Genomic DNA, 12,044 nt, shown 5'->3' with positions numbered 1-12,044 from the left:
GGCTCTTACTTCGCTCCGTCCGCGTAGGCGCCGACCAGGCGCACCGCTCCACCGTCGACGCCCTTGGCGCCCTGTTCGAATTCACCGGCCGGACGCGGACCGAAGCCCACCGTCCCGACCTGCCACGAGAGCATGCCCTCGGCGTTCAGCGCCGCGATCGCGGCATCCTTCTTCTCCGCGGCGACCACGGCGAGGAAGCCGATGCCGAGGTTCCAGGTTCCCTCTGCCGACTCCAGCGTGGAGCCGGCTATGTCACTGAGCACGCGGAAGACGGGGCTCGGCGACCAGCTGCTGCGGTCGACCTCCACCCAGCTGCCCTGCGGGAGCACACGGGCGAGGTTCGCCGCGATGCCGCCGCCGGTGACGTGGCTGAGAGAGTGGACTCCGCCGTCCAGCTGCTCGATCAGACGCAGAAGGGGAAGCGTGTAGAGGCGGGTCGGCTCGAGGAGCGCCTCGCCCCAAGTGGTGCCGAAGTCGGCGGCGTTGTCGCCGTACCCGATCCCCGCGCGGGTCACGATGTGGCGCACGAGGGAGTAGCCGTTGGAGTGCAGTCCGCTGGAGGCGACCGCGATCACCGCATCGCCGTCCTGCACGAGCTCGGCCCCGAGGATCGCATCGGCCTCGACCACACCGGTCGCCGCACCCGCCACGTCGTAGTCGCGGGGCCCGAGAAGCCCGGGGTGCTCCGCGGTCTCGCCGCCGACGAGTGCCGTGCCGGTGGCCGAGCACGCCTCGGCGATGCCCCGGACGATGTCGGCGATGCGCTCCGGGACGACCTTGCCGCACGCGATGTAGTCGGTCATGAAGAGCGGCCTCGCGCCCACCACGACGATGTCATCGACGACCATCCCGACCAGGTCCTGGCCGATCGTGTCGTGCTTGTCGATCGCCTGCGCGATCGCGACCTTCGTGCCGACGCCGTCGGTACTGGTCGCGAGCAGGGGGCGACGGAAATCGCGCAGCGCGCTGGCATCGAACAGTCCGGCGAATCCGCCGACACCGCCGAGAACTTCGGGGCCGTGCGTCGCGCGCACGGACGACTTCATCAGCTCGACGGCGAGATCACCTGCAGCGGTGTCGACGCCGGCTTCGGAATAGGGATTGGTGGGGGAGGCAGCCACGCTTCCAGCCTACCGCCCGCGAGGGGTTCGACTCTCCGCCAGGATCACTCTCGGATCCGGGCCCTCGACCCGCCTACGATGGGGCCATGGCCGACAAGCCGCAGTGGCTCATCCGCGAAGACGCGAGCGTTCCGGTGCTCGTCGCGCTCGCGTTGCGGCAGAGCCTCGGGATCCGCGAGCCGGAGGGCCTCCCGACGCTCCGTGAGCTCGCCGTCCGCGCACCGGATGCGGTCGACGCCTCCCCCGCGGTCGAGGCGCAATGGCGCGAGTACTGGGACATGACGGTCGAGCCGCGCGCGCACCCCTCCGACGTGCCGCTCGAGCTCATCGACGGGTTCGACACCCTGGTCGCGCTGCCGGCCTCGGGCGCCGAAGAGCTGACCGCCGCGATCGCTCCGCAGGCGGAGTCCGCACTCCGCTACGCGCGCGCCGCGCACGACCGATATGTGAGCTCGATGAAGAGCCATACCGGTGGCGATGCCTACCGCGCCTATGCGAGCGCGATCGCGGAGTTCGAGCGCGAGGTCGGGCGTCGGGCGCACTCGTTCGAGCTCAATGTGCAGGTGCTGCCGTTCTCGCAGCGCGGCATCTGGTGGATCGGAGCGCTCACCGTCGCGGTGACCGACGGCCTGCGGCGCGACGTCGTGGCGTTCGACGCCGCCATCCGTCCGGTGATCGCCGAGCTGGCGTAGCCTCAGTCGTCGACGACGGTCTCGTGGTCGACCCGCACGACGCGGTCGTGTCGGCGCGCCACCCGCTCCAGGATGAGGGCGACGACTCCGCCCAGCGCGATGCCGATCGGCACCGTCCACAGCAGGAGGAACCCGAAGACCTGTCCGGGCGGATAGACGACATCGAGCGCCTGCGAAGGCTCGAAGCTGCCCGCCCAGGTGAGGATGCCGGCGGCGATGATGCCGACCACCACGCCGATGCCCATGAACACGCCGTACCGCGGCACGCGGCGCACGGTCGCTTCGACGGTCTGGTGGGAATCGGTGGGGGCCATGACTCCATTGTCCCACCGTCTACGGATGCCGGGAACCGGGGCTTCCGGCCCTCGGTCTCGGGTGCGCATCGGTCGGACGATTGCACGGATGCAGGAGCCGGCCGAGCGATTCCCTCCTGCATCCGTGCGGTCCTCCGACATCCGTAAGCGACAGGAGACGGAGGGCGGCCCTCCCCGCGTGCGCCGTGGGGAGGGCCGTCCTGTCCTCGGGAGGGGATCAGACCTCGGTCGTCGTCTCGGCGGTCTCGTCCTTGCGGTTGCGGCGGGCGATCAGCACACCGCCGGTCGCGGCGAGCACCACGACGACCAGGCCGCCGACGATCCACGGCCACACGGGTGCGCCTTCGGAGGTCGCGGGCTCGGTCACCGTCGTGACGGACGCCGCGGCCTCGGAGTCGACTTCCTCCTCCGGCGTGACACCGCAGTCGGCGTTCACCGGGATGACCGCGGTCACCGGATCCAGCGCCTCGCCCGCGGCGTAGGTGCCGAACGCGGCAGCCCCGGCCTCGGTGAGCGTCGTCGGGATCGCATCGAGGGTCAGCACACCGTCGACGATCGTCGCGTCACCGCGGGCGAACTCCGCGAGGCGGACGCCTTGCTGGTCGATGCTCTCGCCGCCCTGCGTGGTGCCGGTCACGTCGAAGACGAGGTAACCCTTGTCCCCGGCGAGCTCGATGCCGGCATTCGCGAGGGTCGTGTTCAGTGCGCCGTCGTGTCCCGTGAACGTGATGCTCCCCCCGAAGGAGACGAGACCGGTCAGGGCCTCGTCGTCGAACGATCCGGTGCCGTTCTGCCACACGAAGTCCGGGTACTGGTACGCCACGTCGGTCAGCGTCCAGCCGCCCTTCGCGATGCCCTCGATGTACGTGCGGAACGATTCCTTGTAGCCCCACTTGAGCGTGGCGCCCTCCACCGTGCAGGATCCGAGCACGGTCGTGGCGCGGGTCAGCGTGAACGTCAGACCGCGGTCGACCGATCCCTGGAGGGTCAGGGTGTGGGCACCGTCCTCCAGGCCCGCGGGCACCGACCCCGACCAGGTCGCGACACCCGCGGAGTCGGCGGTCACGGTGTCGAGCAGCACGGGGCTCGAGTAGACGACGACCTTGATGCCCTCTTCGTTCGGCTGGAAGCCGGAGGCCGAGATGGTCGCCGGCTGCCCGGATTCGAGGGCGGCGAGGTTCTCCGCGTCGACGTCGATGCCGTCCGATGCCGGTGGGGCGGCGGGCAGGGTCGTCTTGGCCTTCACGGCAGCCGCAGCCACGGTGCCCGTCGTCCCGGACGGAGCAGCGGCCACCGAGCCGATCGTGAACGTGACCGGGTTGAGCGTGGTCGAGTACCCCGCCAGGACCCTGTCCCGTCCGGCGGCCGTCAGTGCGGCGGGGGCCGCGGTGTACGTCACGGCACCGTCGACCGTGGTGCGTGCGGCACGGGAGAGGTCGAGGGTCGCGAACGGCACCTGCGCACCGCCGCTCGTCACGGAGAGAGTCGCCGCCCCCGCCGAAGTGATGCGGATCTGCGGGTTCGAGACCGTGACGTCGAGCACACCGTGGTGACCGGTGAACCGCACCGATCCGCGGTAGACGACGCCCCCCAGACCGGTCCCACGGTCGTAGTCGCCGCCGACCGACTGTCCGAACTGGAACTGACCACCCGATCGGGTCGCCCCGTCGGAGACCGTGATCGATCCCTGCGCGATGTCACTCGTGACGTAGTTCACGAACGACGACGAGATGGCCCAGCGGAGCGACCCACCGGGGACGCTCGCCTGCGGGGTCGTCGGCTTCGTGGGCTTCGTGGGCTTCGGGGGGACGACCGTCGCGAACAGGGCATCCCACTGCGCGGGGGTGATCTCCACCGTCGAACGCGCGTAGATCGTGTCGGCCGTGGGCATGGAGTGCTGCTTCCACACGATCACCTCGTACGACTTCGTGCGATCGAGGTTCTTCGCTGCCGTCGTGAGGTCGACCGCGAACGCCCCGTACGTGATCTCCCTCACGTACGTCATCGCGAGGAATCCTCCGGAGGCGGTGACATCCGCCTCCGTGCCGGTCTCGATCAGAGCGGCGTACGCGCCGGGGATGTCGCCGAGGTTCGTGGCCGCGGCCGTGACGGTCAGCCCGTCCTTCGCGGTCGCCGAGGTCACCGAGGTCTCGAGAGCCGCGGCGTCGCCGTAGTTCAGTGCCACGCTGCGTTCCTGCGCGGCATTGGTGACCCCACCCGCGCCGTAGGTGAAGACGCCGTAGGAGCCGGGGGTGGCGGCGGCATCCTTCAGCGTCAGCGTCGCCTCGAAAGTGCCGTCGTCGGCGATGTCGACCCACTGCGCACGGATCGCACCCTGGTACTGCGACGGGACCTGGTTCAGTACGCCCTCGGCGAGCGCCCACACCTGCGCCGCGACCGAGCGGTTCGCGGAGGAAGCGCCCTCCGACGGCTTCCAGTCCGCGGCGAAGTTGCCGAAGACCACGTAGGTGCCCTGCGGAAGATCCTTCGGGATCGGCACCCCACGGCCACCGACGTTGGCCGCCGGGTCGTAGCCCGAGCCCTTCACGACGATCTTGTCGCCAGCCTCGAGGGCGGCACTCCCGGCCGGGGTGGTGCCGTCGGCAAGGAAGACCTCGAGCGACGGGGTGAACGTCGGGGCGGTGAGCGCATCCCACTCGGCGTCGCTGATCGTGACCGCGTCGCGGGCGTACAGGGTGTCGGCGTTCGGCATCGTGTGCTGCTTCCAGACGATCACCTCGTAGGACTTCGTGCGGTCGAGCGTGGAGGCAGCGGCTGTGAGGTCGACGGTGAACACGCCGCCGGAGATGCCGCGCACGTACTGCATCGCGAGGAATCCGCCACCGGTGGTGACCTCCGCCTCGGTTCCCGCCTCGATCAGCGCAACGTAGGCACCCGTGATGGCGCCGAGCTTCGATGCCTTCGCCTCGACCGCGAGCCCATCCTTCGCGGTCGCGCTCTTCACCGTGGCGGTGAGAGTGGCGGCCTCGGTGTAGTTCAGTGCGACGCTGCGCTCCTGATCGACGTTGACCACGCCTCCGGCCGCGTAGGTGTACACGCCGTACGAGCCCGGAGTCGCGGACGCGTCCTTCAGCGTCAAGGTCGCCTGGAACGTGCCGTCGTCGGCGATGTCGACCCACTGCGCGCGGATCGCACCCTGATACGGAGACGGCACCTGGTTCAGCACGTCCTCGGAGAGCGCCCAGACCTGCGCCCCCACGGAGCGTGTCGAGGACGCGGCACCGGTGGACGGCTGCCATGTCGAGGCAAAGTTGCCGAACACGACGTAGGTGCCCTGCGGAAGGTCCTTGGGGATCGGTACGCCGCGCCCGCCGACGTTGGCCGCCGGGTCGTAGCCCGAGCCCTTCACGACGATCTTGTCGCCGGCCTCGAGGGCGGCATTCCCCGCCGGAGTGGTGCCGTCGGCAAGGAACACCTCGAGCGACGCGTCGGTCGGCGGGGTCGTGCCCGGGTCCGTACCGGGGTCGGTCCCCGGGTCCGTACCAGGGTCGGTCCCCGGATCGGCACCGGGATCAGTCCCCGGATCCGTACCAGGGTCAGTCCCCGGATCGGTACCGGGATCGGTACCGGGATCGGTACCGGGATCAGTCCCCGGATCCGTGCCCGGGTCGGTGGGCACGGGGCCGAACACGGCATCCCACTGCCCCGCGGAGATCGCGACCTCACCGCGTCCGTAGATCGTCGTCGCGTCCGGGTTCGAGTGCTTCTGCCACACGAGCACCTCGTAGGACTTCGTCCGGTCGAGCGAGCCTGCCGGTGCCTCGAGCGTGAACGTGCTCGCCCCTCCGGCGACGACGGGCATCACGAACGCGGCATATCCGCCCCCACCGCTGAGCCCACCTTCCGTGCCGGTGACGATCAGGGCCGCGTAGGCGCCCGCGACATCGGGCAGCCCGTCGGCCTGCACCTGCACGCGCACCCCCGACGTGTCGGCGGAAGAGACCGACGCCGTGACCGTGGCGCCGGCGGCGTGCGCGGGCGGGACGATCACCGCACCGGCCGCGACGAGAAGGAAGGAGACGAAAGCGGCGAGCAGCACGCGTAGGCGAGTGCTCCTTGAGGATGCGGTGGCTATGGCGTTCACGATTCTCCACGGCTCCGGGCACGCAGAAGATCACGTGTGCCGACGGTGCCGCAATGCGGTCGGGCGACGGATGGGTTTTGGTTAGGCTTAGCTAAGTAAGCACTGATCCTGAGCGTAGAGGTGCCGATCGAGGCTCGTCAAGTTTTAGGATAGCCTTGCCTAATGCGCCGCGTCATCGCCGTCTTCTTCGTCGCCGCCCTCGCCGTCGGGCTCACCGCGTGCGCCGAGCCGGGAGCCACCGCCGCACCCCCTCTCGCCGTGGAGGACACGTGCCCGCAGGCATCAACGCCCCTCGCGTCCCTCGGCCTGATCGACGACGTGCGCGGACATGAAGGCCCCTCCACCGCGTGCCTCTCCAGCCACGCGATCGACGCCGTCGATGATGGCACCGCGCCGGACCTGCCGGTGACGGTGACCGACAGCGAAGGCCGGGAGGTCGAGATCACCGACGTCGACCGCATCCTGCCGATCGACATCTCGGGCACGATCGCGTCGACCGTGTTCGCTCTCGGTCTCGGCGATCAGGTCGTCGGGCGCGACGCGTCGACCGACTTCGTGGGCACGGAAGACCTTCCGGTCGTCACGAAGACCGGCCACACGCTCAATGCCGAGGCGATCCTCGAACTGTCCCCGACCGTCATCCTCACCGACACGACGATCGGCCCGAAGGAGGTGCGCCAGCAGTTGCGCGACGCGGGTATCGCGGTCGTGGTCATCTCCAGCGACCGGCGGCTCGACACCACCGACGAGCTGGTCACCGAGATCGCGGCAGCCCTCGGGGTCCCGAGCCGGGGCGAGGCGCTCATCGCGCGGCTCGATGCCGCGGTCGATGAGACGCTGGCCGAGATCTCCGAGGTGGTGCCCGCCGACGAAGCGGATCGCGCCCGCATGCTCTTCCTCTACGTCCGCGGCAGCGCGAACGTGTACTACATCTTCGGCGAGGACTCCGGGGCCGACTCGCTGATCGACGCGGTCGGCGGAGTCGACGTCGCCGCCGAGATCGGATGGGAGGGCATGAAGCCCCTGACGGCCGAAGCCCTCGTCGCCGCGCAGCCCGACGTGCTGGTGATGATGACCGACGGGCTCGAATCCGTCGGTGGCATCGACGGGCTGATCGAGCGAATCCCCGCCGTGGCTCAGACCCCCGCCGGAGCACACCGTCGCGTGATCGACATGGCCGACAGCGAGATCCTCAGCTTCGGTCCGCGCACCGCCGACGTGATCGGCGCCCTGGCCCGCGCCCTGTACGCCCCCGAGCCCGCGAAGTGACCGGCGAGGTCGTCACCCCGACTCCGACCAGGCATCGGGGCCTGCGCTTCACCCTGGTGACGGTCGGCCTGGTCGTCGCGCTCGCGATCACGTGCATCGTGTCGATCACGAGCGGGCAGTACGACCTGTCCCCCACCTCTCTGGTCGGGGTGCTGCTGCGCGGCATCGGGATCGACTCGGCGTGGGCTCCGGCGGCATCCACCGACTACGGCGTGATCTTCACCCTGCGGATGCCGCGCATCGTGCTCGGCCTGCTGGTCGGTGCCGCCCTCGCCGTCTCGGGTGTGCTCATGCAGGCGATCTTCGGCAACCCGCTCGCGGACGCCGGGGTGGTCGGGGTCTCCTCGGGCGCGGCTCTCGGTGCAGCCGCGAGCATCACCTTCGGGCTGGCGACGTTCGGGATGTGGACGACGCCCGCCTTCGCGTTCCTCGGGGGCCTGGTCGCGGTGTTCTCGGTGTACTTCATCAGCCGCTCCGGCGGACGCACCGAGGTCGTGACCCTCCTGCTCACCGGTATCGCGATCAATGCGATCGCCGGCGCGGGCATGGCGTTCTTCACGTTCCTCGGCACGACGTCGGCCCGCGAGCAGGTCGTGTTCTGGCAGCTCGGCTCGCTGAACGGCGCGCTGTGGTCGAACATCCAGCTCGTGGCGCCACTCGTCCTGATCGGCGTGGTCGTCGCCCTGATCGTGGCGCCCGGCCTGGACCTCTTCGCCCTCGGCGAGCGCACCGCACGACACCTCGGCGTGAACGTCGAGCTGCTGCGGGTGGTGGTCATCGTGACCGTCGCGCTGCTGGTGTGCGCGGCGGTCGCGTTCGCCGGGATCATCGGCTTCGCCGGGCTCGTGGTGCCGCACCTGATGCGCATGATGATCGGCCCCGCCCACCTCCCGCTCGTGGTCGCCTCGGCACTCGGCGGCGCGCTGCTCATCGCGGTCGCCGACCTGGTCGCCCGCACCGCGGTGCCGCTCGCGGATCTCCCCATCGGCATGATCACCTCGCTCGTGGGCGGGCCGTTCTTCCTGTGGCTGCTCGTGCGCACGCGCCGTCGCTCGGGAGGATGGGCGTGACCGTCCGGCTCCGCGGGGCGGGGCTCACGGTGCGCGTCGGCGAAGGGCGGACGATCCTCGACGATGCGTCCATCGACGTTCACAGCGGGGAGATCCACGCCCTCGTCGGACCGAACGGTGCGGGCAAGTCCACGCTGTTCGGAGTCCTCGCCGGAGACGTCACCGCGCACGCGGGCACGGTGGAGCTCGATGGCCGGCCCCTCGACCGGGTCGCACCGCGCATGCTCGCCCGGCAGCGTGCCGTGCTCCTGCAGGAGAACACCGTCACGTTCCCCTTCAGCGCAGAGCAGGTCGTGCGGATGGGCCGGACCCCCTGGGCGCGCACGCCCGCGGCCGAGGAAGACGACGATCTGGTGTCCTCCGCGATGGCGCAGACCGAGGTGACGACACTCCGTGCGCGCGCGGTGCCGTCGCTGTCGGGAGGTGAGCGCGCCCGGGTCGCCCTCGCCCGCGTGATCGCCCAGAGCACCGGCATCCTGTTGCTCGACGAGCCGACCGCGGCGCTCGACCTGAAGCACCACGAAGACGTCATGCGGCTGATCCGGACGCGTGCGGACGCCGGGATCGCGGTGGCCATCGTGCTGCACGATCTCAATGCCGCGCTCGCGCACGCCGACCGCGTGACGCTCCTCGCCGACGGGCGGGTCGCCGCGACCGGCACGGCGTCCGAGGTGCTGAGCGCCGAGCGGATCGAGCAGGTCTACGGCCAGGCCGTCGATGTGTTCCCCCACCCCGCGACCGGGGTTCCGCTGGTCGTCGCGCGGCGCTGATCCGGGCGCGGCTAGGGCCCGATCGGCGGTCCCTTCGAGCGGACTCTCACCTTCGCCGGCCCCGACGGGTACCGGATCACGCTCCACGATCGCGCCTGAGCCGACTCCTGGGGTCGCCGACGCTACGCTGGAGGATCGCCCACGGGAGGATCAATATCGCCATGCCGTCTGCATCCGACCTGCTCGACGTCGCCCTCGCGGCCGCCGCAGCTGGAGCCGATGTGCTCGCCGAGGCCGCCCGTGAACGCGATGCGTCGTCCGATCACCTCGGACTCCGCACGAAGGGGGCCTCGGGCGACGTGGTCACCGAGATCGACCTGCGTGCCGAACGCGCGATCCGCGCGGCCCTCGCCGCACAACGCCCCGACGACGAGGTGTCCGGCGAGGAGTACGCGACCACCGGCTCCGGCTCCGCGCTCCGCTGGTCGATCGATCCCCTCGACGGCACCTCGAACTTCGTGCGCGGGCTGCCGCACTACGGGTCCTCCGTCGCCGTACAGGATGTGCGCTCCGGCGCCTGGCTCGCCGGTGTGGTGCATGCTCCGGAGCTCGACCTCATCTACTCCGCGGGGGTGGGGCTGGGGGCATACCGGACATCGGGCGACACCCGTCGGCGGCTCCACGGACCAGCCGCCGGCGCGACACCGGTGCTTCTCGCGGTCGGATTCTCCTACGACCCCGAGCAGCGGATACGGCAGCTCGCCGAGCTCCCGGCGCGCATGGCGGCGTTCACGGATCTGCGCAGTGTCGGCTCTGCCGCGCTCGGACTGTGTCTGGTCGCGGAAGGCAGTGTCGACGCCTTCATCGAGACCGACCTGTACGAGTTCGACTGGGCAGCGGGAGCTCTGATCGCCGAAGAAGCAGGGGTCACCGTGAAGCGTCCGGCCACCATGCGGGGTGGAATCCTCGCGCACCCACCGCACCTACCGGTCGAATAGGCGGCGCCGAAGCCCGCGGGACTGCAGGAAACGGACCTCGACGACCTCGGTGCTGCACGGCTCCACGGAGTTCTCCTTCCGGCCCTCAGCTGGTGGCGCGCACGACTTCCTCGACGAAGCGCGCGACCGCGACAGAGCCGGGATCCGCATGACCCACTGAGCGCTCCTGCTGCCACCCCGCGCGACCACGTCGCGACTGCCAGCCCGCGCTCTCGGCGACCGCGGCGAGTGCCGCCGCCGATACTTCGGCGGCCCCCGCTCCGGCCTCGAGCGCCTCGGCGATGGGGAGGAGCACATCGATCACGGTCTTGTCGCCGCGCACAGCACCGCCCTGCGCGCCGATCCTCGTCGCTGCCGTCTGCACGACATCGACGAGACCCGCACGGTCGAGGTGAGCCCCCGGCGGGACGTGCTCCCCCGCCGCGATCAGGCCGCTTCCGATCAGAGCAGCGAACGTCGAGGGGTTCGCTGTGGCGAAAGCATCACCCGCCACGCGCAGGATGCTGCGTGCGTCGAGATCACCCGGGAGGCTGCGCAAGGCATCCGCCACTGCTGCACCACCGACGGCGACCGTGACGCCGAGGTCTCCGTCGCCGAGAGCGGCATCCAGGGCGCGGAGCTCTTCGCGGTGCCGCTCCATCTGCGGCAGTGCAGCGAGCAGCAGATCGCGAAGAGCGCTGCGGGATCCGGCCAGGGTCACATCGACAGTGGCCGCTTCTTCGCCGACGGCGGTCGCGGTCGTGAGGACGTCCCCCACCGGCGCTGCCCCCTGTCGGAAGAACGGTGACCCGGCAGGGTCCTGCAACAGCTCTTCCAGCTCGTCATCGAGCTGCATGATCGACAGCGAGGCTCCGGCCATCTCCAGACTCGTGACGTACTCGCCGACCAGTCGGTAGCCGATGGCCACCCCGGCATCCGTCAGCGTGCGGTGCACTCGGCGGTACATCACGTACAGCTCCTCGAGCGGCGTCGAGCCAAGGCCGTTCACGAGCACGGCCACGCGCCGCCCCTCGGTGAGGTCGAGTTCGGTGCCGATCTCGGTGAGGAACCGGTCGGTGATCGCATCCGCCGGCTCAAGAGGGCCGCGATGGCTGCCGCGCTCTCCGTGAATACCCACGCCGATCTCCATCTCCCCCTCGTCGAGCGTGAACGTCTCCTCACCCGCTGCAGGAAGCACGGTCGGCGACAGGCCGACGCCCATCGTCCGGGTCGCATCCGACGCCTTACGAGTGACGCGCTCGACCTCGTCGAGGGACGCACCGCGGTCGGCCATCGCCCCGGCGACCTTGTAGACGAGCACGAGTCCCGCGACACCGCGGCGAGACTCCGCGCGTTCACGCGGCGCGGACTGGATGTCGTCCGCCCCGAGCACCGTGCGCACCTCGATGCCCTCAGCGCGGCAGCGCTCGGCCGCGGTGTCGAAGTTCAGCACATCGCCACCGTAGTTGCCATACAGGTAAAGGAGCCCGGCGTCGGAGTGCACGGCCACCGAAGCCGCGTGGATCTGGGAGGAGCTCGGCGAGGAAAAGACGTTCCCCACGGCGACCGCCGAGCACAGCCCGCGCCCGACGTAGCCGAGGAAGAACGGCAGGTGTCCTGACCCGCCGCCGGTGACGATGCCGACCCGGCCCGGCGCCGGCGCATCCGTACGCGCCAACGCCCGCCGATCTGCGGTGACGGCCCGCAGCTCATCGGGGTGGGCGAGGAGGATGCCCTCCAGCGTCTCGTCGACGAACGTCTGAGGGTCGTTGATGATCTTGCGCAT

At 70.4% G+C, this 12,044-nt stretch carries 9 protein-coding genes; 5 read left to right on the top strand and 4 right to left on the bottom strand.

Going from position 1 to position 12,044, the window contains the following annotated elements:
* Positions 1-5: 5 nt before the first annotated feature.
* On the bottom strand, positions 6-1,121 hold the full coding sequence (purM, locus tag LRQ07_RS01970) for a phosphoribosylformylglycinamidine cyclo-ligase (protein WP_131492085.1): 1,116 nt from the start codon (positions 1,119-1,121) through the stop codon (positions 6-8).
* Between the two features lie 86 nt (positions 1,122-1,207).
* On the opposite strand from purM, the gene LRQ07_RS01965 reads away from it, so the two are divergent.
* On the top strand, positions 1,208-1,813 hold the full coding sequence (locus tag LRQ07_RS01965; protein WP_131492084.1) for a zinc-binding alcohol dehydrogenase: 606 nt from the start codon (positions 1,208-1,210) through the stop codon (positions 1,811-1,813).
* Positions 1,814-1,815: 2 nt separating this feature from the next.
* Here LRQ07_RS01965 and LRQ07_RS01960 read toward each other — a convergent pair whose 3' ends face one another.
* The gene (locus LRQ07_RS01960) at positions 1,816-2,127 is read right to left on the bottom strand and encodes a hypothetical protein (RefSeq protein ID WP_047522953.1); all 312 of its coding nucleotides are present in this window, start codon (positions 2,125-2,127) and stop codon (positions 1,816-1,818) included.
* A 217-nt stretch (positions 2,128-2,344) separates the two neighbouring features.
* On the bottom strand, positions 2,345-6,187 hold the full coding sequence (locus LRQ07_RS01955) for an HtaA domain-containing protein (protein ID WP_256535680.1): 3,843 nt from the start codon (positions 6,185-6,187) through the stop codon (positions 2,345-2,347).
* Positions 6,188-6,394: 207 nt separating this feature from the next.
* Here LRQ07_RS01955 and LRQ07_RS01950 point away from each other — a divergent pair, with 207 nt between their 5' ends.
* The 4 genes from LRQ07_RS01950 (at position 6,395) to LRQ07_RS01930 (ending at position 10,279) form a co-directional block, all read left to right on the top strand.
* Positions 6,395-7,501, top strand: coding sequence for a heme/hemin ABC transporter substrate-binding protein (locus LRQ07_RS01950; protein ID WP_256535679.1), 1,107 nt, complete (start codon positions 6,395-6,397; stop codon positions 7,499-7,501).
* The gene (locus LRQ07_RS01945) at positions 7,498-8,571 is read left to right on the top strand and encodes a FecCD family ABC transporter permease (protein ID WP_256535678.1); all 1,074 of its coding nucleotides are present in this window, start codon (positions 7,498-7,500) and stop codon (positions 8,569-8,571) included. The genes LRQ07_RS01950 and LRQ07_RS01945 overlap by 4 nt, the downstream gene beginning before the upstream one ends.
* A complete protein-coding gene (locus LRQ07_RS01940) occupies positions 8,562-9,341 on the top strand; it encodes a heme ABC transporter ATP-binding protein (protein WP_413775527.1) in 780 nt (259 codons plus the stop codon). The genes LRQ07_RS01945 and LRQ07_RS01940 overlap by 10 nt, the downstream gene beginning before the upstream one ends.
* 161 nt (positions 9,342-9,502) lie before the next feature.
* Positions 9,503-10,279, top strand: a complete 777-nt coding sequence (locus tag LRQ07_RS01930) for an inositol monophosphatase family protein (RefSeq protein WP_256535676.1) — start codon at positions 9,503-9,505, stop codon at positions 10,277-10,279.
* An 85-nt stretch (positions 10,280-10,364) separates the two neighbouring features.
* Here LRQ07_RS01930 and LRQ07_RS01925 read toward each other — a convergent pair whose 3' ends face one another.
* Positions 10,365-12,044: a dihydroxyacetone kinase family protein gene (locus tag LRQ07_RS01925; protein WP_256535675.1), complete on the bottom strand. Its 1,680-nt coding sequence runs from the start codon at positions 12,042-12,044 to the stop codon at positions 10,365-10,367.

The sequence above is a fragment of the Microbacterium sp. J1-1 genome, from assembly GCF_024498615.1.
Lineage (GTDB): Bacteria > Actinomycetota > Actinomycetes > Actinomycetales > Microbacteriaceae > Microbacterium > Microbacterium aurugineum.
This window is presented reverse-complemented; position numbering and strand designations above follow the sequence as displayed.

Coding starts and splice junctions, on each gene's coding strand:
- LRQ07_RS01925 (WP_256535675.1), bottom strand. CDS start 12,044: ATGCGCAAGATCATCAACGACCCTCAGACGTTCGTCGACGAGACGCTG.
- LRQ07_RS01940 (WP_413775527.1), top strand. CDS start 8,562: ATGGGCGTGACCGTCCGGCTCCGCGGGGCGGGGCTCACGGTGCGCGTC.
- LRQ07_RS01960 (WP_047522953.1), bottom strand. CDS start 2,127: ATGGCCCCCACCGATTCCCACCAGACCGTCGAAGCGACCGTGCGCCGC.
- LRQ07_RS01965 (WP_131492084.1), top strand. CDS start 1,208: ATGGCCGACAAGCCGCAGTGGCTCATCCGCGAAGACGCGAGCGTTCCG.
- LRQ07_RS01930 (WP_256535676.1), top strand. CDS start 9,503: ATGCCGTCTGCATCCGACCTGCTCGACGTCGCCCTCGCGGCCGCCGCA.
- LRQ07_RS01950 (WP_256535679.1), top strand. CDS start 6,395: ATGCGCCGCGTCATCGCCGTCTTCTTCGTCGCCGCCCTCGCCGTCGGG.